The 26,570-nt window shown below is 41.6% G+C and carries 27 protein-coding genes and 1 riboswitch; of the genes, 22 read left to right on the top strand and 5 right to left on the bottom strand.

Annotated elements, in window-relative coordinates:
• The first annotated feature begins 24 nt into the window (after nt 1–24).
• The 16 genes from GHD25_RS04305 to GHD25_RS04230 all read left to right on the top strand — a co-directional run bounded on the left by GHD25_RS04305 (nt 25) and on the right by GHD25_RS04230 (nt 14,824).
• On the top strand, nt 25–627 hold the full coding sequence (locus GHD25_RS04305; protein WP_164215120.1) for a DUF1836 domain-containing protein: 603 nt from the start codon (nt 25–27) through the stop codon (nt 625–627).
• Nucleotides 624–1,601 carry an LLM class flavin-dependent oxidoreductase gene (locus GHD25_RS04300; RefSeq protein WP_164215119.1) on the top strand — a complete coding sequence of 326 codons (978 nt, stop codon included), beginning with the start codon at nt 624–626 and terminating at the stop codon, nt 1,599–1,601. The genes GHD25_RS04305 and GHD25_RS04300 overlap by 4 nt, the downstream gene beginning before the upstream one ends.
• Before the next feature lie 524 nt (nt 1,602–2,125).
• Nucleotides 2,126–2,479 carry a lmo0954 family membrane protein gene (locus tag GHD25_RS04295; protein ID WP_164215118.1) on the top strand — a complete coding sequence of 118 codons (354 nt, stop codon included), beginning with the start codon at nt 2,126–2,128 and terminating at the stop codon, nt 2,477–2,479.
• 17 nt (nt 2,480–2,496) lie between these two features.
• Nucleotides 2,497–3,132 carry a PspA/IM30 family protein gene (locus GHD25_RS04290; protein ID WP_164215117.1) on the top strand — a complete coding sequence of 212 codons (636 nt, stop codon included), beginning with the start codon at nt 2,497–2,499 and terminating at the stop codon, nt 3,130–3,132.
• Between the two features lie 228 nt (nt 3,133–3,360).
• Entirely contained in the window at nt 3,361–4,092 is a 732-nt protein-coding gene (liaF, locus tag GHD25_RS04285) for a cell wall-active antibiotics response protein LiaF (RefSeq protein WP_164215116.1), read from the top strand.
• Entirely contained in the window at nt 4,089–5,129 is a 1,041-nt protein-coding gene (locus GHD25_RS04280; protein WP_164215115.1) for a sensor histidine kinase, read from the top strand. Before liaF ends, GHD25_RS04280 begins: the two co-directional genes overlap by 4 nt.
• Nucleotides 5,122–5,754, top strand: coding sequence for a response regulator transcription factor (locus GHD25_RS04275; protein ID WP_164215114.1), 633 nt, complete (start codon nt 5,122–5,124; stop codon nt 5,752–5,754). The genes GHD25_RS04280 and GHD25_RS04275 overlap by 8 nt, the downstream gene beginning before the upstream one ends.
• 707 nt (nt 5,755–6,461) lie before the next feature.
• Nucleotides 6,462–7,736, top strand: coding sequence for an isocitrate lyase (gene aceA / locus GHD25_RS04270; RefSeq protein ID WP_164215113.1), 1,275 nt, complete (start codon nt 6,462–6,464; stop codon nt 7,734–7,736).
• 323 nt (nt 7,737–8,059) lie between these two features.
• A complete protein-coding gene (locus GHD25_RS04265; protein ID WP_164215112.1) occupies nt 8,060–9,280 on the top strand; it encodes a C40 family peptidase in 1,221 nt (406 codons plus the stop codon).
• A 212-nt stretch (nt 9,281–9,492) separates the two neighbouring features.
• Nucleotides 9,493–10,437, top strand: a complete 945-nt coding sequence (locus GHD25_RS04260; protein WP_164215111.1) for an AAA family ATPase — start codon at nt 9,493–9,495, stop codon at nt 10,435–10,437.
• Complete coding sequence (locus GHD25_RS04255; RefSeq protein WP_164215110.1) at nt 10,434–11,654, top strand: DUF58 domain-containing protein; 1,221 nt, start codon at nt 10,434–10,436, stop codon at nt 11,652–11,654. Before GHD25_RS04260 ends, GHD25_RS04255 begins: the two co-directional genes overlap by 4 nt.
• The gene (locus GHD25_RS04250; RefSeq protein ID WP_164215109.1) at nt 11,644–12,849 is read left to right on the top strand and encodes a hypothetical protein; all 1,206 of its coding nucleotides are present in this window, start codon (nt 11,644–11,646) and stop codon (nt 12,847–12,849) included. The genes GHD25_RS04255 and GHD25_RS04250 overlap by 11 nt, the downstream gene beginning before the upstream one ends.
• Nucleotides 12,850–12,872: 23 nt before the next feature.
• Nucleotides 12,873–12,964: riboswitch (guanidine-I (ykkC/yxkD leader) on the top strand.
• Nucleotides 12,965–13,063: 99 nt separating this feature from the next.
• Entirely contained in the window at nt 13,064–13,405 is a 342-nt protein-coding gene (locus GHD25_RS04245) for a DMT family transporter (protein ID WP_164215108.1), read from the top strand.
• On the top strand, nt 13,405–13,719 hold the full coding sequence (locus GHD25_RS04240) for a DMT family transporter (protein WP_164215107.1): 315 nt from the start codon (nt 13,405–13,407) through the stop codon (nt 13,717–13,719). Before GHD25_RS04245 ends, GHD25_RS04240 begins: the two co-directional genes overlap by 1 nt.
• A gap of 82 nt (nt 13,720–13,801) precedes the next feature.
• Nucleotides 13,802–14,608, top strand: coding sequence for a VLRF1 family aeRF1-type release factor (locus tag GHD25_RS04235; protein ID WP_164215156.1), 807 nt, complete (start codon nt 13,802–13,804; stop codon nt 14,606–14,608).
• A 21-nt stretch (nt 14,609–14,629) separates the two neighbouring features.
• Nucleotides 14,630–14,824: a hypothetical protein gene (locus GHD25_RS04230; protein WP_164215106.1), complete on the top strand. Its 195-nt coding sequence runs from the start codon at nt 14,630–14,632 to the stop codon at nt 14,822–14,824.
• 195 nt (nt 14,825–15,019) lie between these two features.
• Here GHD25_RS04230 and GHD25_RS04225 read toward each other — a convergent pair whose 3' ends face one another.
• The 5 genes from GHD25_RS04225 to GHD25_RS04205 form a co-directional block, all read right to left on the bottom strand.
• Nucleotides 15,020–15,433 carry a Fur family transcriptional regulator gene (locus GHD25_RS04225; protein ID WP_164215105.1) on the bottom strand — a complete coding sequence of 138 codons (414 nt, stop codon included), beginning with the start codon at nt 15,431–15,433 and terminating at the stop codon, nt 15,020–15,022.
• Entirely contained in the window at nt 15,411–16,283 is an 873-nt protein-coding gene (locus tag GHD25_RS04220; RefSeq protein ID WP_164215104.1) for a metal ABC transporter permease, read from the bottom strand. Before GHD25_RS04220 ends, GHD25_RS04225 begins: the two co-directional genes overlap by 23 nt.
• 16 nt (nt 16,284–16,299) lie before the next feature.
• The gene (locus tag GHD25_RS04215; protein ID WP_164215103.1) at nt 16,300–17,052 is read right to left on the bottom strand and encodes a metal ABC transporter ATP-binding protein; all 753 of its coding nucleotides are present in this window, start codon (nt 17,050–17,052) and stop codon (nt 16,300–16,302) included.
• A 97-nt stretch (nt 17,053–17,149) separates the two neighbouring features.
• Nucleotides 17,150–17,500, bottom strand: coding sequence for a hypothetical protein (locus GHD25_RS04210; protein ID WP_164215102.1), 351 nt, complete (start codon nt 17,498–17,500; stop codon nt 17,150–17,152).
• A 42-nt stretch (nt 17,501–17,542) separates the two neighbouring features.
• Nucleotides 17,543–18,499: a metal ABC transporter solute-binding protein, Zn/Mn family gene (locus tag GHD25_RS04205; protein ID WP_240452211.1), complete on the bottom strand. Its 957-nt coding sequence runs from the start codon at nt 18,497–18,499 to the stop codon at nt 17,543–17,545.
• Nucleotides 18,500–18,769: 270 nt separating this feature from the next.
• Between GHD25_RS04205 and GHD25_RS04200 the strand changes: the two genes are divergently transcribed.
• From GHD25_RS04200 to GHD25_RS04175, 6 genes are all read left to right on the top strand, one after another.
• The gene (locus GHD25_RS04200; protein ID WP_164215100.1) at nt 18,770–19,264 is read left to right on the top strand and encodes a PCYCGC motif-containing (lipo)protein; all 495 of its coding nucleotides are present in this window, start codon (nt 18,770–18,772) and stop codon (nt 19,262–19,264) included.
• Nucleotides 19,265–19,561: 297 nt separating this feature from the next.
• Nucleotides 19,562–21,961, top strand: coding sequence for a 3-hydroxyacyl-CoA dehydrogenase/enoyl-CoA hydratase family protein (locus tag GHD25_RS04195; protein ID WP_164215099.1), 2,400 nt, complete (start codon nt 19,562–19,564; stop codon nt 21,959–21,961).
• Between the two features lie 19 nt (nt 21,962–21,980).
• The gene (locus GHD25_RS04190; protein ID WP_164215098.1) at nt 21,981–23,156 is read left to right on the top strand and encodes an acetyl-CoA C-acetyltransferase; all 1,176 of its coding nucleotides are present in this window, start codon (nt 21,981–21,983) and stop codon (nt 23,154–23,156) included.
• A gap of 76 nt (nt 23,157–23,232) precedes the next feature.
• On the top strand, nt 23,233–25,017 hold the full coding sequence (locus tag GHD25_RS04185; protein WP_164215097.1) for an acyl-CoA dehydrogenase family protein: 1,785 nt from the start codon (nt 23,233–23,235) through the stop codon (nt 25,015–25,017).
• A gap of 293 nt (nt 25,018–25,310) precedes the next feature.
• Nucleotides 25,311–25,817, top strand: coding sequence for a hypothetical protein (locus tag GHD25_RS04180; RefSeq protein WP_164215096.1), 507 nt, complete (start codon nt 25,311–25,313; stop codon nt 25,815–25,817).
• Nucleotides 25,818–26,185: 368 nt separating this feature from the next.
• Nucleotides 26,186–26,542, top strand: a complete 357-nt coding sequence (locus GHD25_RS04175) for an arsenate reductase family protein (RefSeq protein ID WP_164215095.1) — start codon at nt 26,186–26,188, stop codon at nt 26,540–26,542.
• Nucleotides 26,543–26,570 lie beyond the last annotated feature (28 nt).

Genomic DNA, 26,570 nt, shown 5'->3' with positions numbered 1-26,570 from the left:
AACAATTAGAGTGGAGATTTTTAAATGAAAAATATACATGGCATGATAAAGGATATACAATTAGATACCCATTTATCCTTGGAGGAAATCCCCGATCTTGATCTTTATATGGACCAGGTCATCCAGTTATTCGAAAGAAAGTTCGCTGGCACGAAGCGGAATGAAGAAGAGAAAGTGCTGACAAAAACGATGATAAACAACTATGCAAAAGGAAAATTATTTTTTCCGATCCAAAATAAAAGATATACAAAGGATCATGTTATTCTGATTAGCATGATTTACCAGATGAAAGGTTCATTATCCATTCAGGATGTAAAACAGACGCTGGGACAACTGAATGAGAAGGTTGTGGACGAATCGATCTCGGTAAAAGAGCTGTATAAAAAATATATTCATCTGCTGGAAGCGAATCATGCTATTTTTGAAGAAACAGTAGGAAAACATACTGAACAGACAACTGAGGCAGTTGAGGAATTGGAGGATAAAGCGTCTGATTACCTGGAACAACTATTATTAATAGCATCATTTACAATGATGAGTAATTTTTACCGAAAGGCTGCAGAAAAGCTGGTTGATCACATGCAAGAAATTGAATCACAAAATGAAGAAGGCAGGGTGGAAGAATGAAGTTAAGTATTCTGGATCAGGCTCCCGTATCATCAGGGAAAACAGCACAGGAAGCACTCAAGGCCACGGTCGGGCTGGCTGAATCTGCAGACCGGTTGGGGTATATGCGATACTGGGTTGCAGAGCATCATGACCTGGCCGGCTTGGCAAGCCCGGCACCGGATATGCTGCTGAGTTTAATTGGATCACGGACAGAACAGATCCGCATAGGCGCAGGAGCCGTGCTGCTGCCACATTACAAGGCTTTTAATATAGCAGAAAGATATAATATGCTGGCAACCCTATACCCCGATAGAATTGACCTCGGGATTGGAAGAGCACCCGGCGGGTCCGCAGAAGTAACGATGGCATTGTCAGATAATTTTCTTGAAAATGTACGTAAAATGCCGGATAAACTGGATGAATTAATTGCATTTCTGGACGGATCATTTCCGGATGGTCACTTATTTTCCAAAATTAATGCCAGACCTGTCCCGGAGACACCCCCAGTTCCATGGTTGCTGGGAACGAGCGGGAAGAGCGGGAAATTAGCTGTAGAAAAAGGAATGAACTATGCTTTCGGCCATTTTATGTCAGGGGAAAGCGGTCCGGAAATTGTAAGAAGTTATTATGAGAACGGCGGGTCCCTGGCGCTCATTGCAGTAACTGCCGTCTGTGCGGAAACAACGGAGGAAGCAGAGGAACTGGCATTAAGTGATTTGATTTGGAAGCTGCAGCAGGATAAAGGTAAAGGAAAGTCCGGCGTACCAACGATAAAAGAAGCAAAAGCGTATGAGCTTTCAGGCGAAGAAAAAGCCAAACTGGAAAAAATGAAGAACAATATGATCATTGGAAATCCGCAAGAGGTGAGGGAGCAGCTGGAAAGGCTTCAAGAACAGTACGATACCGAAGAATTTATGATTGTGACGATTACCAACAGCTATGAAGCAAGAAGAAAATCTTATGAACTGATTGCACAAGAATGTTTTTTGTAAGGAACCATAGAGCGTGATCCCGACATTGAATCGAGGCATCACGTTTTTTTTCTGCAGCAAAGGAATTGATGATTTCTAACTAATCCCGAGGTTAGTACTACAGTAACAGTAGAATTTTTTCAGCGTTTACTTCCTACTACAGCTATAATGGCTGAAGTCCGTTCTCTGAACGCAACCTTGTTCGGTTTATAATGGGTGGATAATGAAAAAGAGATTATTTAAGTTAACTTGTGAATGTGTATATGCATTTTCCCATACAAAAGCATTGCAAAAGAGCACGGATTATAGATATTTTTATGCCCGAATGCTGTAAGCGTTCGGGCACTCGCATGTCCCGGGAAAAAAAACGTGCAGCTTCAAGCGATAGGATCAATACTTCACATTAAAACAGGCTCCCCAAAAGCCACTACAAGTCCAATAATAACTAAGCCTCCAGCCCTATCCCAAAATATATCCCGGGCTCATTACCGAATTGTTTTCTAACCGATATGATAGAAACTATAAGAGGAAGGAGGCACGAACTGATGAAGAAGTTTTTACTGTTTCTTGGCGGACTGGCTGCACTCATGGTTCTCCTGGTTAACCTGGGGCCGATGGTTTTACTGGCCTTAAGCCTTTGGCTGCTCTATATCATCTTTAAGAAATTCCTTCAAAGTGATTCGGCAGCAGGTAAAATTGGATGGATAGTTTTAGGTCTTTTTATCCTGAGCATTACATTCTCCAATATCTATGCCGTAATTGGTGTGGCAGCAGGGTACGCATTGTATCTCATCTATAAAAGCTGGAAAAAAGATAATAAAGATCCCGTTGCAGAAGTCCTTGATGATGGCGATCCATTTAGAAATTTTGAGCGTGAGTGGGCAGATCTACAAAAATAAAAAGGAGCGATTTTACAATGACAAATATTTTTACACGTATGAAGGATTCCATTTCAGCAGATCTTCACGATATGATGGACAAAAAGGAACAAAATAATCCGGTAGCAGCGTTAAATCATTACTTGCGCAAAAGTGAGCAGGAAAAGGAAAGAGTACGTAAACTGGTGGACAGGCAGTATAAATTAAAAGATGAATTCACCAGAGAATACCATAAAGCGCAGGATCTTGCGGACAAGCGGGAAAAACAGGCGGAAATCGCCCAAAAAGCCGGAGAAGAGGAAATGTATCAGTTTGCTTTGAAAGAACAGCAGGAATATCAAAACCGGGCAGATCGAATGAAAGCCTCAAGAAGAGAGGCATTGGAGCAGCTGGAAATACTGGAACAGAAGTATGAGGAAATGAAGCATAAGCTGAAAGATATGCATCTGAGACGGATGGAGTTAATGGGCAGGGAAAATATTGCAAAGGCAACCCACCAGATTAACCGTGTTGTTGATAAAGTGAGTGATGCTTCCTTTTCAAAATTTGAAGAGATTGAACAATACATTGAAGGATTGGAATACAAAGTAAACAGTGACTATTATAAAAGCACATTTGACAGTAAAATAGCCAAGCTGGAAAGAGAGATGAAGGAAAAAGAAAGAGCAAATTAGAATTTCCAGCTAAAGATTTTTCGGAAAATCTGCTATACTAAAACAGGCGCGATCACCCCGCGTCTGTTTTACATAAATAAATGACAATTATAAAGCTTTCTTTATTTGCATATGTGCAGGGTCTGCGTCATTCCGGCACTTCAACGTAGAGAGGTTTCTGAAAGTACAGTACACTTTCAAGTACCTGCAGCAATAAGTCAAATTTTCTAAAAAAGGGGGCTCACCGCCATGTTTAAAAACTTGAAAACAGATACATTCAACTGGATATTGATCATTGGCGTAGTCCTTTTTATTTTGGAGCTCACCTTTTTTCATGGCGGCATGATTGCCTCTGCTTTATTTTCAGCTGTATTAATATATTTCGGCTGGAAAAATTTTAATCAATTATGGGGGAAAATATTATTCTGGCTCGGCATAGCTGCTGCGATTTTTTCCATTTTAAATATGCTGGCTGTCCGTTTTCTTATTTTGGCAGCCATCGTTTTGTTTTTTATCAATTACTCTAAATCCAAACAAGAAGCAGAAAGAATCCATCCTCAGCTCTCCAGTGAACAGGAAATAATTACAGATCCGGTTATTGAAACAAAGCCGTTATTTGATCATAAAATTTTTGGAGATCAATCAACAGATGATGCTCCCTATGAGTGGCGGGATATTAATATACATGGTGCTTTTGGCGACAGGGTCATTGATTTAAGCAATACCGTGCTTCCGGATGATACAGCAGTAATCTCGATCAGACATTTGGTGGGGAACATGGAAATACTTATCCCTTATGAAGTGGAAGTCAGTGTTCACCACAGCTCTGTCTTTGGCCGGGCGCATATATTGGGTGAGCAGAATTGGAAATTAATCAATCAGTCCCTTATATACCGGACGCCGAACTATGATGCTGCTTCACCAAGGGTTAAAATTATAACCACGGTATTATCCGGAGATATCGAGGTGAAGCGGATATGAATATGATTTTGAAACATGTATTTACCGCAGTCTTATTCACCTTGCTTATTTCACTCGTGATGGTCAGTTTTACCTTTTTTGTGTTTATGGATGACTGGTCTCTCCTTTTTCAGCAGCGGGTAGCGGATATTTCGTTTTTACTGCTGGTAGTATTGATTCCTGTAGCCGCTGGGATAATTATTGGAATTGTCACGGGAGTTTATTGGAGACAGCGTCTCCACCGTGTGGAAAAACAATTATTGGATATTTCAAAAGGGCATAAATTGACTTCAGATCTGGAGCAGTATAAGGAATTGGACAAAATTGAATACTATATGGAACAAATTCAGGAAAGAATCCGCGTGCAACAGGAAAAAGCACAGCGCTTAGCAACGGACAGGGCACATGAACGGGAGAAAAGCCTGCAGGAAATTGTTGTCCAGGAAAGAAACCGCCTGGCGAGAGAACTGCATGATTCTGTCAGCCAACAGTTGTTTGCAGCATCCATGATGATGTCGGCTATCAATGATACAAAACCCCCAGAAGATCCTGAAATGAAAAAACAGCTCAAATTGGTGGAAAACATGATCCATCAGTCCCAGCTGGAAATGCGTGCTTTGCTTCTCCACCTGCGTCCCGCAGCCTTAAAAGGAAAATCACTGCAGGCAGGGGTGAAAGAATTACTTGTGGAATTGACCCAAAAAGTACCGATGGAAGTGGACTGGAAGATAGAAGATTTTCATGCGGATAAAGGGGTGGAAGACCAGCTCTTCCGCATACTGCAGGAAGGTGTTTCCAATACTTTGCGCCATGCAAAAGCAACAAAACTTCAAGTGCTTCTAGTGGAAAGAGATGAAACCATTATATTAAGAAGTGTTGATAATGGAATCGGCTTTGATATGGAGAAGACAAAAATGAATGCTTTCGGCCTGCAAAATATGCGGGAGCGGGCAGAGGAAATTGGCGGAAATTTTAAGGTCGTCAGTTTGCCGGATAAAGGCACGAGGCTTGAAGTGAAGATTCCTAATTTAACCGAAGAAGGTGGAAAAGATGATTAATGTCTTATTTGCGGATGATCATGAAATGGTGCGGATAGGTGTTTCTGCCTATCTGTCCGCCCAGGCTGACATTGAGGTGATTGCAGAAGCGGACGATGGGGAAGAAGCTGTCAAACTGGCATTGGAGCTGAAACCGGATATCATTTTAATGGACCTTGTCATGAAGGAAATGGACGGCATTGAAGCAACAAAACGAATTATTGAGGCGTGGCCCGCAGCAAAAATTATTATTGTTACAAGTTTTTTGGATGATGACAAGGTTTATCCTGCCCTTGAAGCCGGTGCGACAAGCTATATGCTGAAAACTTCCAAAGCAAGTGAAATTGCTGATGCCATCCGCTCTACGTATAATGGGGAAACAATATTGGAACCGGAAGTAACCGGAAAGATCATGAACAAAATGAGAAAGCCTGAAAAAGAACCGCTTCATGAGCAGCTGACAGAAAGGGAAATGGAGATCCTGCTGCTTGTGGCGCAAGGTAAGACAAATCAGGAAATTGCCGATGAATTATTTATTGCATTAAAGACGGTTAAGGTCCATGTCAGTAATATTCTGGGGAAACTGATGGTTCAGGATCGGACCCAGGCTGTTATATATGCATTTAAACATAACTTGGTTAAGTAGACACGAAGAGGTTATCCTTTCCGTGTTTTTTATTTTACGTGATTTCAGTTATCGGGTTCATTTTGCCTTATAGAAATACAGCCGATTAAGATTTTTTAAATCCTGTGCTGAAATCCCCTGTAATAAATCTGTTTTTGTACAGAATGCGTAAAAATATTAAACTTCTAAAACGCGCCATTACTGCGTTTCTCTCCAACAATTGATTAATTTTTGAAGAAAGTTAAAAAAATCCTTGAAATAAAGATCAGAATAACATACACTGTATTATAACAAATAGTTATAAAATAATTCTGTTATATAAAAAGGGGGTTTTTATTTGGAAACAGAAACGAAGTATGCTGCCTGTACAGAATGCGGGGAAAAAATGGAGGAGGGATATTTTTTGACTGAATGTGACTATTGTCTGTCTAAAAAAGACAGTTAATTTTTTTGTTTGTGTTGTTATATAACAATAGTTACTTATTGCTTATGTATTATAACAAATAATTATAACTTTAAGTTTGATGGGCTACACCGACAAAAGTTACACATGCCGGGTAATCGGCAAAGTAAAGCGGGACGGTCAGGGGGCAGGCAGGGAATAAACGTAATTACCAAAATTTTGAGCGGGCTGTTTAGTGGCCCAACACTGAATCAAACAGGAGATCCTTGCTTAAATTCCTGCATTATTCTTATAAGATTAAACAATTTCAAGGAGGAAAAGTGTTATGAAAAATCGTGCAGAAACACTAAAAAATTCATGGGATAATGATATTCGGTGGGCAGGAGTGGAAAGGCCTTATACGGCTGAAGACGTTATTCGCCTTCGGGGATCCATCGATATTGAACATACACTTGCTGACAGAGGTGCTAAAAAGCTGTGGAAGTTAATCAACGAGGAAGATTTTGTGAATACGCTTGGCGCCCTAACCGGAAATCAGGCGGTACAACAGGTGAAGGCGGGGTTGAAGGCCATTTACTTAAGCGGCTGGCAGGTAGCTGCTGATGCCAACCTGTCAGGTCAAATGTATCCGGATCAAAGCTTATACCCGGTGAACAGTGTGCCAAATGTAGTAAAAAAAATTAACCAGGCACTGCAGCGTGCGGATCAGATACATTATTCGGAGGGCAACGAAGAAATTGACTGGTTTGCACCAATTGTGGCAGATGCGGAAGCAGGTTTCGGTGGTCAATTAAATGTATTCGAATTAATGAAATCCATGATAGAATCAGGAGCTTCAGCTGTTCATTTTGAGGATCAGCTTTCCTCGGAGAAAAAATGCGGCCACCTGGGCGGCAAGGTATTGCTTCCTACACAAAATGCGGTCAGAAATTTAGTCGCTGCCAGGTTTGCTGCCGATGTCATGGGAACTCCAACCGTCATTATGGCCAGAACAGATGCCAATGCAGCGGATATGATCACAAGTGATGTGGATGAGTATGATCATAAATTTATTACAGGCGAAAGAACAACAGAAGGATTTTACAAAACAAGATCCGGCTTGGATCAGGCAATTTCAAGAGGACTTGCATATGCACCATATGCTGATTTAATCTGGTGTGAAACATCCGAGCCGAATTTGGAAGAGGCGCAGCGGTTTGCCGAAGCGATCCATGAAAAATTTCCGAACAAATTGCTGGCATATAATTGTTCACCATCATTTAACTGGAAAAAGAAATTATCAGACGAGGAAATTGCTTCATTCCAGAAAGAACTGGGTAAAATGGGCTATAAATTCCAGTTTGTTACATTGGCAGGATTCCATGCCTTGAACCACAGTATGTTCGATCTCGCCAGAAAATATAAAGATAACGGAATGGCAGCATATTCTGAATTGCAGCAGGCGGAATTCTCCAGCGAGCCATTCGGTTACAGCGCTACCAGGCATCAGCGCGAAGTGGGTACAGGATATTTTGATGAGGTGGCCCAGGTTATATCAGGAGGGACTTCTTCTACGGGAGCTTTAAAAGGATCAACAGAGGAAGAGCAATTTACAAATTGATATAGAAAAAAAGTGGCACTTGTCTTCCTCGGATAGGGCAACTGCTGACTGACATAATACCGAAATTTATAAAAGAAAGTAAAAAAATGTTTATTTCCGTCGGAGGGAATAGGCATTTTTTTAATAAAAAAAGAAGTTTATTGTCACATATGAAATACAATTGTAATATTACTATAATCTCTATGAAAAGTTTTGATGATATACTACGAATTGTCTAGAAAATATATTATATAGTACAAAATATATAGCTCACCTCTTTTTTTACTGTATACATAGAAAAGTAATCATAATCGACAGGTGGGAACGGGAAGCGGGGAATACAATTGAGAAAGTCGGTTATCACCTTATCCACAGTGGCTGTGGTAGGTTTGGGGAGTGCCTTTTTTGGCGCGGAAGCTCATGCAAATACGCTGAGTGATCTGGAAAACAGGCAGTCGCAAATAGAGGATGAGAGAGCGGAACTTAGAAGCAATCTATCAGATGCGGAAGCGCAAGTAGCGGATGTGCTGGTGGAATTGGAAGAACTGAATGAGGAGATAGAACGTGTATCCGAAGCATTGGACCGAAATAAAGCTGCAATGGAAGAAACAGAGGATAACATCGCCAATACAGAGGATGAAGTGGATGCTTTGGAAGCGGAAATTGAGGAATTGGAGCAAGCAATCGAAAAGCGTCATGATATCCTGAAAGAGCGAATGGTTTCCTATCAAAAGAGCGGCGGGGATATTAACTATCTGGAAGTAATATTCGGCGCACAAAGCTTCAGTGATTTTATTAACCGGGTTTCCGCAGTAAATAAAATTGCTGACTCGGATACGAGATTGATAGAACAGCAGGAAGCGGATAAGGAAGAAGTAGAGGAAAAACAGGATCAGGTATTGGCAAAGCTTGATGAGTTAAAAGTTATGAAACGGGATCTGGAAGATGTTCTGGATGCAATCGAAGCCCAGCAGCAGCAAAATGAAGATAGAAGACAGGAATTAGAAGATAAAGAAAATGAACTGACAGCATTAGTGGAAGAACTGGAAATAGAAGACAGTAATCTGGCATCACTGGAAAGAGAAGTCAGGGACAGCATAGATGCGGCAAGTCAGCCTGCAGTGGCTTCAGAGGAAAGTTCACAATCAGATTCAGGGCAGAATGTAACAACTGCAAGCAAGGAAGAGAGTAAATCTGCTCCCAAGCCATTAAGCGGCGGAAGTGCCATTGATGCAGCATACAGCCAGATGGGAACACCTTATGTACTAGGCGGAAAAACTCCGAGTGCGTTTGACTGTTCAGGATTTGTATCTTGGGCCTATGCACAAGCCGGTAAATCCATACCATCCTATACTGGAGCTTTAGCAAACACAGGGACAAAAGTATCACCAAGTGATATGCAGCCTGGAGATCTCGTGTTTTTCAGAGGCGGCGCCCACGTTGGGATCTATGTAGGAGACGGGAGTTTTATCGGTGCCCAGACTTCAACCGGTGTAGAAGTAGAAAGTATGACAAGCGGTTACTGGGGAGGCGTATTTGACGGCCACGTACGCCGTATAAACTAAACATGTATTAAAAAATCCACCTTGTATATAAGGTGGATTTTTTTCTCTACCCAATTAAAAAGCTGCCTCCACATTGCTGCCAGCTGGCTGAAGGTAATATTAAAAAATCTATCTTTTGAAACTTTCTTCCGATTTACTCGTATGAATTTTTAAGTAATTTTAGTATAATGAAAAAACAGAAGCCTTTTTTGATTTTACGGGGGTTTATATTAATGAAAAAATTAGACGAAGCAAGAGAAGCATTAAATAGGGTAATTTACGGAAAAAGTGAGGTTATTGATTTATTGTACGTTGCATTGCTTGCAGAAGGCCATGTGCTTTTGGAAAGTGTTCCGGGTACAGGAAAAACCAAATTGGCAAAAAGCTTTGCGAAAGTGATGGCCGGAAAATTCAGCAGGGTGCAATTTACACCGGATGTCCTGCCGAGTGATGTTACCGGTATTCGGTTTTTTAATCCGAAAACACAGGAATTTGAATTACGGGTTGGCCCTGTAGTGACAGATGTCCTGCTGGCAGATGAAATTAACCGTGCTACACCAAAGACACAGTCCAGTCTGCTTGAGGTAATGGAAGAATACCAGACCACGATTGACGGAGAAACCATTGCTGTAGACAGGCCATTTATCGTCATCGCCACACAGAATCCGGTAGAAAACAATTACGGTACATTTCCACTGCCGGAAGCGCAATTAGACCGGTTTCTGTTAAAAATTGATTTAGGTTATCCGTCCAGAGAAGAAGAAAAGAATATTTTACATACATATCGAACTGGAGATCCGTTTGACAATATAGCTGTTTCATTATCGATGGCAGAGATCAGGGAAATGCAGGAACAGGTGCGGAATATCATAATTTCCGAGGCTGTTTCTAATTATTTATTGTCCCTTATTCACGCATCCAGAGAACATGATGAGGTAGAACTTGGGATAAGTCCAAGAGGCATGCTTGCCTTAATGCGGGCGGCGCAAGCCTTTGCTTTTCTGCATAACAGGAATTATGTAAAGCCAGATGATGTGAAAACGCTTGTTCCATATGTGTTTGAACATAGGCTGATTTTAACGATGGAGGGCTCTGTCAAAAAAACAACTGCTCAAATCACAGAAGAAATTATTCAGATGGCGCCTGTCCCTGTGGAAGAAGGAGCAGTTAGTGAATGATGTGGCAAAGGGAAATAGGCTCTCAGCAATTGAAAAGTTATGACTATGCAATAGCTGCCATTCTTGTATTCTTTTTTATAGGTATTCTATTTCAAAATGAAATTGCTTTTATTGCAACAGGCATATTTGTGGTTTACGCGGTGATATTCCGGATTTATGATAAGGAGATCATGGGAAAACTGCATTTAATAAATCCGAAGAAAACAATAAAGCTTTTTCCGGGGGATGAGGCGAAACTGAAACTGGAATTGGAGAACCGATCCATATTTCCGTTAATTAACGGCGGACTGCATTTTCAGGCAGGACCAGCCATTAAAGCTTATCAACATATAAAGAATGAAAAAAGCTATTGGAAAAGCATATATATTCCATTGTCTATATTGCGCAGGAAAAAGGCAATCATTGAGCTGCCCATTCGTGCAGAACACAGGGGGGTTGCAAAAATAAATGGCATTACACTTTCCTTCCCGCATTTATTTAATTATGATTCCGTTACATTGAAATACAGGCAGTTTTTCTATACGGAATATGTGGTTCTTCCTGAACTGTTGCCAGTACAGGGGGCAGAGGCTGTATTTCAAATGATGCCCGGCAGCGGCTATGCTGCATTTTCTCCGTATGAGGATGTCCAAAATCCACAGGGAACAAGAGACTACAGCGACAGTGATCCTTTTCACAAAATTAATTGGAAAGCATCCGTAAAGACACAAAAACTGCAAACAAATGTATATGAGAAAATGGTGGACAGATCTTTTGTGTTTATTGTTAATATTGCAAAGGATAATCAGTTGAACATGATGTCTTTTAATAAAAACCTTGAAAAGCTATTATCTTATACAGCATATCTTTGTCATTATGCGATGCAAAAAAATATCCCTTATGAAATGTTTCTAAATACAAGAAAGCCCGGGAAGGTTCCGTATATTCAATTGCCGGAGGGAGAAGGTCAAAGGCATTATGGTTACGCCCTTGAGCTGCTGGCAAGGGTGAATAAACAATCGATGATTATGCCTCTGAACCAAATGCTTCATCGGCTTGGGAAATATTTTCACAAACCAAAGACAGTAATTGTTATCGGGGAAATACCTTCCGGATCAAGTGAATTAATGAGTACCTGGAAACAAGCCGGCCATAGTGTTTTTCATATTTCAGGTGAAGGTGAAGAGGCGATCGTTCGCCCACTGACAAGAGGCGGGGGGATGGCCGATGCGAAATAATCATCCGATTTTAACTTATGCCTATCATTTTATAAGTGAAACGATCATTTTATTTTTGCTTTTCCTTCCCTTTCTCCATCATCGCTTTATGTGGGTGCCTTACGGGAGTTATATTATTATTGCAATTGTTGTTTGTATTATCTTTAGTATAATTGCCAGGTATACGCTGAGTTACTTATGGTATATATTCACCGCACCTTTTCTTTTCATTGCTTTCTTTGTACTGGATTACCCGCTCATTTTATCCATTATTTTTACAGGTGCATTTGTCTGGCGATATATAAATATACGTAATGAAGAAGCGATCAGCAGGGAAAACAATTATATTATTATTGCTCTCGGTCTTATGGCAATTAATAGTATATTAATCCAGGATACGAGAATTATAATTTACCCTTTACTGCTGTTTGCCATTGTTATTTTGGGATACATTGCCAGCCACTTGGCTGTCGTCCATAAAAGGGAGCGTAAACAGCTTGACAGCAAACTGCCTGTATATTTTATCGGTTTGCTGGCAGGAGGGGCAGGGCTATTTTTCCTGTTGTATGAAGGAATCAGATTTGTTATTGTATTTGCCTTTCATGGAATATTGGATGTCATCTCCGGTATGATTGCAAGCTTTGCACAGCTTTTTAGTTTTGCGGAACCAGAGGAAATAAAGCCTGGGGAACTGGAAGAAGGGGTTGCAGGAGAAAATCCTGCTGAAAATTGGAGTCAATTGGAGGGGCCATCATTTATTGAGATAGTTGCTCCATATGTAGTAATAGCCGTCTCCCTGCTATTCCTGGCTTTATTGATATTCTGGGTATGGAAAAATCGTTATAACCGTTTTAACAAAGAAGAACAGCAGGAATACGATGCCTACACCAGCGCGGAACTCAAGATAGACAAATCCGCTTCCATCATCAGCCGGTGGAGAAAAAAGCTTTCCCAAAAGCCTGCCCATCCTGTGAGAAAAATGGTGTATCAATTTGAAAGGACAGCTGCCAAATATAAAATGGGAAGAAAGCAATTTGAAACAGTGGAGGACTGGATGGAAAGAATTGGTCTTGAAGCTGATTTTACTATTTATGAAAGAGTCAGATATGGAAATGCGGATGTAGGTGAAAACGAAGCAAATCAATTAAAAAAAGAAATTTGGAAAATAGAAAAGGCATTGAAAGAAAAGGTTGAAGCAGTTGACCATGATTCATAGAACATTTATAATAAACATCAGCTAAAAAAGTTTTCTAGGGTTCCGCAATGCAAGTTGGTCAGGTCCGAGAGAAAACACACGTATGTGTACACGGAGGGATAAAAGCCCGGGAGGATATCATTTTGGTATCTTTCCGGGCTTTTTAATTTGCTGTAAAAGAGAATACTGATTCATAAAAAAGGTCTTGGTTACCAAAGTACAGGAGTGATTGAAAATGAATAAATACTGGAATATGATTTTTTTGGCAGCTGCCTTTGAAGTTGGCTGGGTTGTTGGGCTGAGTCATGCCTATAATGTGTTTACCTGGATCTTAACAGGTATTTGTATCTACGTGAGCTTCCATTTTCTCATTATGGCTTCAAGCAGACTGCCGGTAGGTACTGCCTATGCCGTTTTTGCCGGACTTGGTACAGCGGGTACAGTCATCGTGGAAATCTTTATTTTTGGGGAACCATTTCAATTAGCTAAAATTCTTCTCATTGCTTTATTGGTAACTGGCGTATTTGGCTTGAAAACAGTCACACCGGCTGCAGAGAAGAAGGGAGGTTTAGGCTGATGGATTGGATGATTCTTATTACGGCAGGCCTTACGGAAGTGATTGGCGTTATGGGGATTGACCGATTAAACAGGCACAGGAATCTCGCTTCTTTCAGTATCATGGCAGGCGGCTTTATCATAAGTTTTATATTATTATCCATTGCCATGCAGTCTATTCCCATGAGTACTGCTTACGCGGTCTGGACAGGAATGGGTACCGTGGGAAGCGCCCTCGTTGGCATGATTTTTCTGGGGGAATCCAAGGATTGGAAAAGACTATTATTTATCAGCTTTATTCTTAGTGCTGCCGTAGGATTGAGGCTGGTTTCTTAATCAGCTGCTATGTTTACTGCCGCAAAATATAGGTTAAATATTAATAAAAGATTATACCTATAAGGAGGCGTTCCATTAAATGATGGACTTGCATAAAAAGCTGAAGGATTTGGAAAAAGTGCGCAGGGATGGAGCGAGTAAAGTTTTTACCATGTACTTAAACACCGATCCGTCAGACCCCGATCAACAGGGCGGTGAATGGAAAATACATTTTAAAAATGGAATGAGAAATTTTGAGCAATACTTGAAGGAAGATAAGAATAAAGAGGAATATGAACATTTTCAGGCAGTAAAAGAAAAAGTGAAACGGTTTATACAAGGAAATGAACAGGAATTTCGCCGTGGTGTCATCATTATTGCAACAGCAGACGAAGAAGTCTGGTTTGCTGATCGCGTACAAATGCGTCTGGAAACGAAATTTTACTGGCAGGAAACACCGGTGCTGGACCAATTGTATGAACTGCGGGAAAAATATCCAAAATCAGGTATTATTCTAGTACAGCAGAATGAGGTAAAAATCATTGATTCCTATTTAAATGAAATTCAGGATACAGCCTCCTATGAACTCGATCTGGACACAGCTGACTGGCGGGAAAAACTCGGACCGAGAAAAGGGAATTCATCACCATTTGGCCCCGGGAGAACGAATCTGCAGAAAGATAATTTTGCTGACCGGTTTGAAGCAAATCAGCAGCGCTGGTATAAAAAAATTGCTCCAAAGCTGGATAAACGGGCCAAAGATAATAATTGGGAAAAGATATATGTAGTGGGAGAGGCAGATGCTTCCAAAGAATTAAAGAACCAAATGAACAAGCCTGTTGACGCTATGATACAAAAGAATATGCTTGATCATGAAGAGTCAAAGGTTTTGGAAGAAGTGTTTGGCTAAAAGCAGCGGATTTTTAATAGCATGCGGGATTTAAATTCTGTATGCTATTTTTGGCTTGTCCGGGATGTAATACATGATTGGAAGGTTCGTTATAAGATGAATGAGAGAGAGTTAAAAGCAACTGGGCTTCCTTTCAAAAAAGTACGTTCATACACGGATGAAAGTACGTTCATACACGGAGGGAGGACAAGGGAAAAAGGACATGTGCCGGGATAAGGCAGCTAAGGCTCGGCTTGGCTGTTTAGTTTCCCGGATATCCATACACATGCTGTATTTCTCTTGTAATTTTCTCTCCACTACCGCTTTATTGCAGGCAGACCATATTGCCGGTAGCAGGAACAACACAAAAGAGCTGACAGACCAAACCCGGCCTGCAGCCCTTCTTTCTTCTTGCATACCTGTTGAAACAAATCATGCCATCTGACAAACCGGGCATAACCCATAAATCTCAAACTTATGTCCTTCAATCGCATAGTTTTTCAATGAACTTTCCACTTCATCCATCGGACAAACGTCGATTTCTTTTGTTTTACCGCAATCCTTGCATATAAAATGATGATGGTGATGGTGAGTGCAATTCATTCGAAAATGTTTTTCCCCGTTCAGCTCGGTTGTTTCCAATATCCCGTGCTCACTGTAAAGGTGCAGATTCCGGTAAATGGTATCAAAACTGATGGAATCATAACTTGCTTCGAGGTGTGTAATTAAATCCTTTGCAGTCCGATAGCCATCTTCTATTTCGAAATATTTTAGAATTTCTTTTCTTCTTCCGGTTGTTTTATAGCCTTTTTCCTTGAGAAGATTAATTGCTTCCTTCGTATCCATTAGTTTCACCCGCTTTCTTATATCTAAAAGAAAATCGCTTTACTCCGATAGAAAGCAGCAAAATCATGATTGCCGTCATAACAATAGTTCCGCCCGGCGGAATGTTTAAATAATACCCGCCTATTAATCCTATGATAACAGCTATTTCTCCAAAAACAACAGATAAAAACAGCATTTGTTTAAACCCTTTTGCCAAACGCATGCTGGCTGCCACCGGCAGGGTCATTAATGCAGAAACTAAAAGCACACCAACGATCTGGATGGATGCTGCAATGACAAGGGCGGTCAGCACGATAAATAATAGATGAATCCGTTTTGCATGAATGCCGGATGTCGTTGCATGCTCTTCATCAAAGGATAAAGTTAATAATTCCTTATAAAACAGCGCTACGACTGCTATAATCAATATCGAAATTCCTGCGATTGTGTAAAAATCCTGCTGGCTGACCGCTGATACAGAGCCGAATAAATAGTTCATCAGGTCTCTATTAAATCCGTCCGCCAAGGATATAAAAATAACCGTCAGTCCCACTCCGCCGGATAAGATAATCGGAATTGCTATTTCCTGGTAGGATTTATAAACCGATCGGAGCTTTTCAATTAAAATGGATCCCAGGACCGAAAAAGCCATTCCGCTGTATAAAGGACTGAGCAAGACAAAACCAAGTCTTTTTTCAAGCAGCATGCCAAAAGCGATCCCTGCCAATGTGACGTGGGAAAGGGCATCTGCGATTAAGGAAAGCCTTCTGACAACAATGAATGTCCCGAGCAATGGGGCGATAATGCCTATTAATATTCCTGTGAAAAATGTATGCCGTAAAAAATCATATTCAAAAAAATCTGCTAGCATAAGGCTTCCTCCATCATTAATGATTATGCGTGACGATGTTTACCGGATGGCCGTAAAACCTGGAGAGATCTTCTTTAGAAAGAGAGGTGTACTCTTCCGGTTTCCCGTGAAAATGCAATGTTTGATTCAGACAGACTATGTCTGTCGCGTGCTCGGTCATCGTTCCTGTGTCATGTGTCACCAGCAGTAAAGTAATTTGTTTATCATTTAATTGATGCAATAGGTCATAAAACCGCTGAACATTCTCATAATCCACCCCGACAGTAGGCTCATCCAGAATCAGCAGTTCCGGATCATTAACAAGGGATCTGGCAATAAAGATGCGCTGCTGCTGTCCGCCGGATAAATTCCCGACATTTTCATAAGCGTAATCCAGCATGCCGACCTGATCCAGTGCCTGTAAAACCAACGTTTTATGCTGTTTGTTAAAAAAACGCAGATAACCAATTTTAGCTGTCAATCCCATGGAGACAACCTCGAATGCCGTAGCGGGAAACCCTCTATTGAATGTATTGGCCTTCTGGGATACAAATCCAATCTTATTCCATTGTTTAAATTTATGAATCGGCTGATTGAACAGCTTTATCGATCCTTCATTCGGTTTTAAAAGTCCGAGCAGAATACGGATGAGAGTGGTTTTACCACCGCCGTTCGGCCCGACCAGTCCCATAAAAGCTCCTCTGGGAATTTCAAAATTTACGTTATTTAATACTTTTTTTTGATCGTAAGCATGCGTAATTTGGCGCATGGAAACAACAGGTTCTGACATTATCGCGGCCCCTTTCTAAAAGCAAAGTGGTAAATCACCCGAAGGCGTCTTTCAGCCGATCTGCCAACCGGGCAAATCGATCGGCAATCGCGTCAAATCAATCGGGAATTGCATCAAATCGATCGGCAATCGCGTCAAATCGATCGGCAATCGCGTCAAATCGATCGGGAACCCAGCCAAATCGATCGGCAAGCCTGCCCATTCGATCGGGAGCTCCCCCAAATCGATCGGCAAGCCTGCTCATTCGATCGGGAACCCAGCCAAATCGATCGGCAATCCTGCTCATTCGATCGAGAATCCAGCCAAATCGATCGACCAGCCTGCTCATTCGATCGGGAGCTCTCCCAAATCGATCGGCCAATCCTGTTAATCGCCCGGAAGCAGAATAGAATCTGGTAAGGATGCACTGCTCCTTCACCCCGTACTGCAAACCTCCAGTATTAAGCATATTTCAAATGCAAACAATATGAAGCATAATAATCTTTTGTTCCTATTTTGTTGCCTGATCCAATGTTTCTAAATTTTTCTCCATGATAGTAAGATAATCTTCATCTGCTTCTATATCTTCATCTGTTAATACGGATAAATTATGAATGATTAAACTTTCTGCGCCAATTTGCTCCTGAATGATTTCAGCCACACGTGTTGAAACGTTTTGTTCGAAAATAATATAATCCATATTATATTCTTCCGCCGTATGAATTATTTCAGTCAATTCTTTTTGCGAGGGTTCATTGCTGGTGGAAAGACCGTGAATGGAAATTTGTTCAATCCCATATCGGCTCTCCCAATAACCAAAGGCAGCATGGGAAACGAGAATACGTTTGTTGGTTTTCTCATCTAAAACAGCTTTGTATGCATCATGCAGTTCCTTAAGGTCCTGTTCCAATGCTGCATAATTTTCTTCATACAGAGCTTCATGCTCCGGATTCAATGAAATCAATTCTTCTTTAATTACTGCTGTCATATCCAGCATTCTGAGCGGATCAATCCAAATATGCGGATTATGGTCACCGTGATCATGATCGTGATGGTCATGATCTTCGTGATTGTGCTCCGTTCCGTTTTCCGTATGGAATATTTCCTCGTGCTGCCCCAGTTCAATTAGCACAGTGTCCTGAGATTCCAGTGCACTTGCAGCTGTTTCGGCAAAAGCTTCCATACCCGAACCTAAATAAAAAAATGCATCCCCATCGGCAATTTTGGTCATATCTTGTGTAGCAGGTTCATAGGTGTGTGCATCAACCCCCGGAGGAATCACGGATGCAGCTTGCACGGTCTTTCCTCCAATCCGTTCAGCCGCATATTGAATTGGGTAAATTGTTGTATATATAGTCATTGCATCATTATTGGTTGTAGATGCTTCGTTGTCTTGTGTACATCCAATCATTAGAGTTCCTGTAATAAGCAACAAAAAGATAAGTTTAAATAATTTCAATATGGTCACCCCGAATAGTTAACTAGTATTCTCGTATTATATCGGAATGATTACGATTTGTAAATAGGAATGGTTATGATTTAGAAATTTCCTTTTACTCATGAAAACCGAAAAAATATAGGAAAGGCACAAACTTACTATGAAAGATTTGAAAAAACTGCTTGCCCCATCTCACAAGAAAAAATCTCCGCAAGACCTAAATGAAGTGATTTTTGCCACTTAATAAATTTTAAACCGATAGTATAATAGAGGAAATCACATAAAAGGGAGCTCTTTTTAATGAAGAAATTTATGTTCATACTTGTCGCATTAATAATAATGCTCGCTGCATGTTCCCACGATCAAACGAAAACCGTTGAAGGTGATTTGCAAATAGATGACTCACTGGAAGGTCTTTCCTTTAATCTTGATAAAGAAGCATGGTCACCGATGATGGCGCAGTTTTTGAATGAAGTAGATGATCCGCGTGTCCAGGGAGCTTATGAATTGGCTATGGAGTATTCCGAAACGCTTGATTATATACCGTGTTATTGCGGATGTTTTGAAAGTAATGGGCATGAAAATGTCAGGCACTGTTTTGTAGATGACTTTAATGAGCATGTTGCAGCTTTGGACAACATGGGATTCGGCTGTGCCATTTGCATTGAAACTGTGGAAGAAACAGTTGTCAAATATGAAGAAGGTGCGTCACTGCAGGAGATTCGCGAATATATTGATAGAAAATACAGTGGAAACAAAGTTGGCCCCACCCCGACTCCAATGCCTAAAGGATAAATGGAGAGAAGCAATCGCAGTCAGAGCGGTTGCTTATTCTATAGTAAAGGAAATGATAAATTAGTTGTCTTATTTAGCCAAGTCCAGCCTCGGAATTCGCTACCAGCGAATAATTTTGGCGGGGTGATCATGAACTAAAAATTATTTCCTTTTGTTTATTAAAATATTTCCTCTTATTTATTGCGAAAAATCGTCGGATAATTTATAGTAGTGTTATAGATGGATAGGAAACTATCTTTATTTTTCGCAATAAAAATGAATGAGGGTTCATTCAAAATACGATTGGAGGATAAAAATATGACGCTTTCCATCAAGCGTGCTGCTGTGCTGGGGTCAGGTGTCATGGGTTCAGCCATTGCAGCTCACTTGGCTAACACAGGGATTCCAACCTTAATGCTTGACATCGTACCAAAGGAACTGACGGAAAAAGAAGAGAAACAAGGTCTGACACTGGAAGACAGGAAGGTGCGCAACCGTATAGCTGAAGACAGCAAGAAAGCACTGTTAAAACAAAAACCAAGTCCAATTACAACGAAGAAAAGCCTGGAACTGATTACGACAGGTAACATGGATGACGATATGGAAAAGTTATCGGAAGCAGACTGGATAATTGAAGTCGTCGTGGAAAATCTGGACATTAAGAAAAAAGTATATGCCAAAGTGGATGAACACCGTAAAGAAGGTGCGATTGTCAGCTCAAACACATCAGGTATTTCTGTAGAGGCGATGGCTGAAGGCCGATCCGAGGATTTCCGCAAACATTTTCTCGGCACACACTTTTTCAACCCGCCCCGTTACTTGAAACTGCTTGAGGTGATCCCTGCAAAAGACACGGATGCGCAAGTACTTACATTTATGAAAACCTTTGCAGAAGATACGTTAGGAAAAGGTGTCGTGGAAGCAAAAGATACACCGAACTTTATTGCAAACCGGATTGGAACTTACGGCCTTCTTGTTACTGTAAGGGAAATGCTGAAAGGAAATTACAGTGTAGGAGAAGTGGATTCTGTGACAGGTCCAATGATCGGCCGTCCGAAAAGTGCTACTTTCCGCACCCTTGATGTAGTTGGTCTGGATACGTTTGTCCATGTCGCGAAAAATGTATTTGACCAGGTGGAAGGGGCAGAAAAGGAAGTATTTGATGTGCCGGAATTCATGAAAACGATGAATGAAAAAGGCTGGCTCGGGGCCAAGAGCGGGCAAGGGTTTTTCCTGAAGAAAAAAGGAAAAGACGGCAGTGTTATTTACGAACTGAATCCGGAAACACTGGAATATGAAGACCGCAAAAAACTGAAAACAAATGCAACAGAAACAGCCAAACAGGAAAAAGGATCAAAGCGTAAATTAAAAACACTGGTATCAGCAAAAGGCGACAGAGCCGGAGATCTAGTCTGGTCTGTTATTAAACCTGCATTAATATACTCCGCAGAGCTTACAGGAGAAATTGCAGATGATATTCTTTCCATCGACAAGGCAATGAAATGGGGATTCGGCTGGGAAATGGGTCCATTTGAATCCTGGGATGCCATCGGTCTGAAGGAATCAGTGAAACGCATGCAGGAAGAAGGAGAAACCGTACCTGAATGGGTGCGGAACATGCTTGAAGCAGGCAATGAATCTTTTTATAAACGGGAAGATGGCAAAGTATATTACTATGATCAGGGTGAATATAAACAACAGCAGTTCAATCCGAAAGAAATCAACCTGAAACGCTTAAAAGATACAAAAGGTGTCATTAAAAAGAATGCAGGTGCCAGCATGGTTGATCTGGGAGACGGGGTTGCAGCGCTTGAATTCCACTCCAAGAGCAATGCGATCGGTCTGGACACCATGCAGATGATTAATTTTGCCATTGAAGAAGTGGATAAAAATTATGAAGGGTTAGTGATTGGAAACCAAGGTAAGAACTTCTGTGTGGGTGCCAACCTGGCATTAATGTTAATGGAAGCACAAGATGACAATTTCTTTGAGCTGGATATGGTTGTCCGTCAATTCCAAAACATGTCGATGAACATTAAGTATTCCAATAAACCGGTAGTAGCCGCTCCCTTTAATATGACACTGGGCGGCGGTGCGGAAGTTTCCCTGCCGGCAGCAGCAATCCAGGCATCCCCGGAAACATACATGGGACTGGTTGAGTTTGGTGTTGGTTTAATACCGGGCGGCGGCGGAACAAAGGAACTCTACCTGAAAGAACTACGCAATCTGCCGCAGGGCATTGATTTTGATTTGACCAAAGTAGCCAATGATGTTTTTGAAAAAGTAGCTATGGCGAAAGTTTCCACGTCAGCGGAAGAAGCCCGGGAAAATGGCTTCCTGGACTCGGGGGATGCCATCAGTAAAAATGCAGATCATCTGCTGCATGATGCAAAGGAAAAGGTATTGGCCCTGGCTAGAGCCGGCTACGTGGCACCGCAAAGGGAAAAAATCCCGGTTGTCGGAGACGCGGGCTATGCAGCCATGCTGCTTGGTGCAAAGTCACTTCAATTCAGCGGCTATGCGTCTGACCATGATGTGAAAATAGCAGAAAAGTTAGCATATGTATTATCAGGCGGACGTATTAAAGAAGGATCCGTTATCGATGAACAGGCAATGCTTGATCTGGAAAGAGAAGCGTTTCTGAGTTTGATAGGTGAACCGCTCACACAGCAAAGGATGCAGCACATGCTGCTGAAAGGAAAACCATTACGCAATTAAAAGAAGAGGGGGAAGAAATGTGAAGGAAGCAGTAATTGTTGCAGGTGCAAGAACCCCTGTAGGCAAAGCCAATAAAGGGTCGCTCGCAAATACAAGACCGGATGATTTGGCCGCATTGACCATTAAAGAAACATTGAAGCGGGCAGATAATTATGATGGAAATATTGATGACGTGATTATTGGCTCTGCCATGCCGGAAGCAGAACAAGGTATGAACATGGCACGCAATATTGCCGGACTTGCAGGACTTAAAAATGATGTACCGGGAATTACGATTAACCGCTATTGTTCCTCCGGGCTGCAAAGTATTGCTTTTGCAGCGGAGCGGATTATGGTTGGAGCCAGTGATACAATCATAGCCGGTGGAGCAGAGTCAATGAGCCTGATCCCGATGGGCGGGCATGTAATTAAACCAAATCCAAAGCTGGTACAGGATGCTCCCGGTTATTATATGGGGATGGGACACACGGCTGAAGAAGTGGCAAACCGTTTTAATATTTCAAGGGAAGATCAGGACAGATTTGCTGCGCAAAGTCATCAGCGTGCGGCAAAAGCAATAGAAGAAGGTAAATTCAAGGATGAAATTGTACCTGTCGAAGTAACGCAGCGCTTCATTGGAGAGAAAAATAAGGTAGAAGAGAAAACATCTCTCTTTGAGATGGACGAAGGGGTACGTGCAAATACAACACCGGAAATCCTGGCAAAACTGCGCCCGGCATTTCATGCAAAAGGTTCAGTAACTGCAGGGAATTCCTCCCAAATGAGTGACGGGGCCGGGACAGTACTGGTCATGGACAGGGAAAAAGCGGAAAGCGAGGGGCTGACGCCACTTGTGAAATTCCGCTCCTTTGCAGTAGCTGGTGTAGAACCGGAAATCATGGGCGTGGGGCCTGTGGAAGCTATACCAAAAGCATTGAAAATTGCCGGCCTTGATTTATCGGATGTTGGTTTATTCGAGCTTAACGAGGCGTTTGCTTCCCAATCTGTCCGTGTCATTGAAGCATTAGACCTGGATACGACTAAAGTTAATGTCAATGGCGGAGCAATTGCGCTTGGCCACCCGCTCGGCATGACCGGGACAAAGTTGACACTGACACTGATTAATGAAATGAAGCGCCGCAGCGAGCAGTTTGGTGTTGTAACCATGTGTATTGGCGGAGGCATGGGTGCTGCCGGTGTCTTTGAATTACTATAAATCTGAGGGTTAAGCAATAACAGCATGAAAGAATAGTAATCTCCAAAACTACTTCCATTGGAAAGGAAAGATGAACATGAGTGAAACAAAAGACAAATTATTTAAAGGTGGAGGCTTCCTTGTTGAGGACTTAACCGGTGAGGACGTTATTACACCGGAGGATTTTTCAGAAGAACACCATATGATTGCCAAAACAACGGAAGACTTTGTGACAGGAGAAGTCCTGCCTAAGGTGGACAATCTGGAAAATCATGAATTCGAGCATTCGGTGGATTTATTGAAAAAAGCCGGGGAACTCGGATTGCTCGGGGCTGATGTGCCGGAAGAATATGGCGGACTTGGACTCGACAAAATCAGCTCCTCTTTAATTACCGAGAAATTTTCCCGCGCAGGCGGCTTTTCCGTAACCCACGGAGCGCACGTTGGGATCGGTTCCCTGCCAATCGTGTTTTTCGGAAATGAAGAGCAAAAACAAAAATATTTGCCGAAATTGGCAACAGGGGAACTCCTGGCAGCATATGCACTGACTGAGCCGAGTTCGGGTTCGGATGCAATGAGTGCCAAAACAACCGCTAAACTAAATGAAGCAGGCACCCACTATATATTAAACGGGGAAAAACAATGGATTACCAACTCTGCTTTTGCAGATGTGTTTATCGTTTATGCAAAAATAGATGGGGAGCATTTCACCGCATTTATCGTGGAACGTGGATTCCCGGGTGTTTCCACAGGGCCGGAAGAAAAGAAAATGGGAATTAAGAGTTCGTCCACCCGGACATTGGTGCTTGAGGATGCGGAAGTCCCTGTTGAAAATCTGCTTGGTGAAAAAGGCCGCGGTCATATCATTGCATTTAATATTCTAAACGTGGGACGCTATAAGCTTGCGATCGGTGGTGTCGGCGGAGCAAAACGGGGAATTGAACTGGCCAGTAAATATGTAAATGAGCGCAAACAGTTTGACACACCAATTTCCAGTTTTTCTTTAACACAGGAAAAGCTCGGCACCATGGCAGCGGAGACTTATGCTAATGAGAGTTCAGTTTACCGTACAGTCGGCCTGTTCGAACAGCGTATGGGTTCCTTAACAGAGGAACAATTAAAAGATGGCCGTGAAGTAGCCAAGGCGATTGCCGAGTACCAAATCGAGTGTTCCATGAATAAATATATGGCGACAGAACTGCTTGACTATGTAGCAGACGAAGCTGTGCAAATGCACGGCGGCTACGGTTTCATGCAGGAATATGAGGTGGAGCGCATGTATCGCGATTCCCGCATTAACCGTATTTTTGAAGGAACAAATGAAATCAACCGTCTGATTGTGCCCGGTACATTGCTGAAAAAAGCAATGAAGGGCGAACTTCCGTTATTCCAGAAAGCACAAAGCCTGCAGGAAGAAATTATGATGATGATGCCTGAAGAAGTAGGAACAGAGGCGCTGGAGCAGGAAAAACATTTACTCACCAATGCGAAGAAAATTGTTCTGCTTGGAGCGGGACTGGCAGCACAGAAGTATATGAAGGAAATCGAAAACGAACAGGAAATTCTGGCCAACTTGGCAGATATGGTGGCAGAAGTATATAACATGGAAGCAGCCATCCTGCGTACAGAAAAGGCAATCAGCAAATCCGGGGAAGAGAAGAACAAACAGAAACTTCTGTATACCCAAGTATATGCACAAGAAGCATTTAACCGGATTGAAGCAGACGCAAAAGAAATTCTTATTGCTGTGGAAGAAGGCGACTCACTGAGAATGATGCTTTCCTCCCTGCGCAAGCTGACACGTCATACACCAACAAATGTTATTGCCAAGAAGCGTGAAATTGCTGCGAAGATTATTGAAGAAGAAAAGTATGTAGTTTGATAGAAAAAATATTAATCAATAGTTCCAGCAATAAGGTAAAATAAATTACAAACACCACCGTTCAGGTTGAATCTATAGGTTCCAACCTATCAAAAAGATAAAAAATGACTGACAAGTTGCAGGTTAATTTGTCAGTCATTTTTTATTGAGGCGGGAAAAATGGAATCCATTTATAAGTGTAAGTAGCCTTCCTATTGGAGAGAGAGCATTTTTCCTGATAAGCAAATGTTTAATATGCATCATCAGGGGAATTTAAAGAATAGCCAAGAAAATATATGGAAGGAGTTTTTTCATTGGGTATGACAGCAGAAAAACAAGGGAAGGCAAAAACAGGGTTGATTGTTGCGGGAGTAATTGCAGGAGCATCTTCATTAGTTCTTCTAAATAGCAATGCACGCGAAAAAGTAAAAGATACTTCCAGGAACATGAAGGATTCCATAAACAAATATACAACAACAATTAAAGAAGATCCAAAGGGTACTAAGAAAGCGGTTATCAATCGTATACAAAATGCAACAGATATTTCCAAAGAAGCAATCAATAAAATACAGGCGATATTGGATACACAGGGTAAAGAGATTAAAGACACAACTCAACATGTTGTTGAGGAATCAAAAGATGTGGTGTCTTCCGCGAAAGACGCACAAGGTGAATTAGCCGATGTCAAAGAGAGTGCAGTGGAGGCAAAAGATGAATTATTATCTGCCAAGGACGACGTAAAGTCTAAAGTTGATTCCAACAGCAAGGAGAAACAAAAGCCAGCTACCGACCATACGATTACAAAGACACCAGTCAATTAAACATTTCTAAGACTGTGGAAGGATCTGTTCATTTATGAAACAGAATTTTTCAGCCAGCTGCCTGTGAAGATCACCTGTGTCCTCCAGCTCCTGCTCCCATTATGACCTTATGAATTTCCTTTATGTACACTGAATTGAATGGAAGAATGAATAGCTGCTAACTGATGGGTGCTTTTCTTTAATAAGAAAAAGCACCCTTTATTGTTGAATTTAGAGGTAGTTCAGCAAAAGTTTTCACGCTTCCTGCTTCTGTCTCTTTTATTTATTCATGAAGCAGTTTTAACACCATTTCTAAAAGTGAATTTGTAGCCTTCCCTCCATCCACTTTGCTATAATGAACTTGGATGAGACAAAGGAGGTTCGTTGTTATGGCACTGCAATTTTACTGGTACCCTAAATGCGGTACATGCAGGAATGCGAAAAAATGGCTGGATGAACATGATATTGCATATGAAAGCATACATATTGTGGAGAACCCGCCGTCCCAAAGTGAGTTTGAAGCTTTTATCGAAAAAAGCGGGCTGCCTGCCAAAAAGTTTTTTAATACGAGCGGGAAAAAGTATAGAGAATTAAATATAAAGGATAAAATAAAAGATGCCGGGACAGAAGAAATGGCACAAATACTGGCATCTGACGGCATGCTGATCAAACGGCCGATTGTTACTGACGGGGAGAAGGTAACTGTCGGTTTTAAAGAGGAAACATTTGAGGAAACATGGCTGTAAAAAAGACTGGATAATCGGCTGATTAATT

The sequence above is a fragment of the Virgibacillus aidingensis genome, from assembly GCF_010994035.1.
In the GTDB taxonomy this organism is placed as follows: domain Bacteria; phylum Bacillota; class Bacilli; order Bacillales; family Amphibacillaceae; genus Virgibacillus_N.
The sequence above is the reverse complement of the archived record's forward strand: the minus strand, read 5'-3'. Positions and strand labels throughout refer to the sequence as shown.

What these genes read in the sequence shown, in the direction of transcription:
- GHD25_RS04195 (WP_164215099.1), top strand. Translation starts at nt 19,562, where the DNA reads ATGACGCTTTCCATCAAGCGTGCTGCTGTGCTGGGGTCAGGTGTCATG.
- GHD25_RS04260 (WP_164215111.1), top strand. Translation starts at nt 9,493, where the DNA reads ATGAAAAAATTAGACGAAGCAAGAGAAGCATTAAATAGGGTAATTTAC.
- GHD25_RS04250 (WP_164215109.1), top strand. Translation starts at nt 11,644, where the DNA reads ATGCGAAATAATCATCCGATTTTAACTTATGCCTATCATTTTATAAGT.
- GHD25_RS04200 (WP_164215100.1), top strand. Translation starts at nt 18,770, where the DNA reads ATGAAGAAATTTATGTTCATACTTGTCGCATTAATAATAATGCTCGCT.
- GHD25_RS04235 (WP_164215156.1), top strand. Translation starts at nt 13,802, where the DNA reads ATGGACTTGCATAAAAAGCTGAAGGATTTGGAAAAAGTGCGCAGGGAT.
- aceA (WP_164215113.1), top strand. Translation starts at nt 6,462, where the DNA reads ATGAAAAATCGTGCAGAAACACTAAAAAATTCATGGGATAATGATATT.
- GHD25_RS04240 (WP_164215107.1), top strand. Translation starts at nt 13,405, where the DNA reads ATGGATTGGATGATTCTTATTACGGCAGGCCTTACGGAAGTGATTGGC.
- GHD25_RS04215 (WP_164215103.1), bottom strand. Translation starts at nt 17,052, where the DNA reads ATGTCAGAACCTGTTGTTTCCATGCGCCAAATTACGCATGCTTACGAT.
- GHD25_RS04280 (WP_164215115.1), top strand. Translation starts at nt 4,089, where the DNA reads ATGAATATGATTTTGAAACATGTATTTACCGCAGTCTTATTCACCTTG.
- GHD25_RS04245 (WP_164215108.1), top strand. Translation starts at nt 13,064, where the DNA reads ATGAATAAATACTGGAATATGATTTTTTTGGCAGCTGCCTTTGAAGTT.
- liaF (WP_164215116.1), top strand. Translation starts at nt 3,361, where the DNA reads ATGTTTAAAAACTTGAAAACAGATACATTCAACTGGATATTGATCATT.
- GHD25_RS04275 (WP_164215114.1), top strand. Translation starts at nt 5,122, where the DNA reads ATGATTAATGTCTTATTTGCGGATGATCATGAAATGGTGCGGATAGGT.
- GHD25_RS04230 (WP_164215106.1), top strand. Translation starts at nt 14,630, where the DNA reads ATGCGGGATTTAAATTCTGTATGCTATTTTTGGCTTGTCCGGGATGTA.
- GHD25_RS04225 (WP_164215105.1), bottom strand. Translation starts at nt 15,433, where the DNA reads ATGGATACGAAGGAAGCAATTAATCTTCTCAAGGAAAAAGGCTATAAA.
- GHD25_RS04220 (WP_164215104.1), bottom strand. Translation starts at nt 16,283, where the DNA reads ATGCTAGCAGATTTTTTTGAATATGATTTTTTACGGCATACATTTTTC.
- GHD25_RS04185 (WP_164215097.1), top strand. Translation starts at nt 23,233, where the DNA reads ATGAGTGAAACAAAAGACAAATTATTTAAAGGTGGAGGCTTCCTTGTT.
- GHD25_RS04300 (WP_164215119.1), top strand. Translation starts at nt 624, where the DNA reads ATGAAGTTAAGTATTCTGGATCAGGCTCCCGTATCATCAGGGAAAACA.
- GHD25_RS04295 (WP_164215118.1), top strand. Translation starts at nt 2,126, where the DNA reads ATGAAGAAGTTTTTACTGTTTCTTGGCGGACTGGCTGCACTCATGGTT.
- GHD25_RS04305 (WP_164215120.1), top strand. Translation starts at nt 25, where the DNA reads ATGAAAAATATACATGGCATGATAAAGGATATACAATTAGATACCCAT.
- GHD25_RS04290 (WP_164215117.1), top strand. Translation starts at nt 2,497, where the DNA reads ATGACAAATATTTTTACACGTATGAAGGATTCCATTTCAGCAGATCTT.
- GHD25_RS04255 (WP_164215110.1), top strand. Translation starts at nt 10,434, where the DNA reads ATGATGTGGCAAAGGGAAATAGGCTCTCAGCAATTGAAAAGTTATGAC.
- GHD25_RS04210 (WP_164215102.1), bottom strand. Translation starts at nt 17,500, where the DNA reads ATGCTTAATACTGGAGGTTTGCAGTACGGGGTGAAGGAGCAGTGCATC.
- GHD25_RS04175 (WP_164215095.1), top strand. Translation starts at nt 26,186, where the DNA reads ATGGCACTGCAATTTTACTGGTACCCTAAATGCGGTACATGCAGGAAT.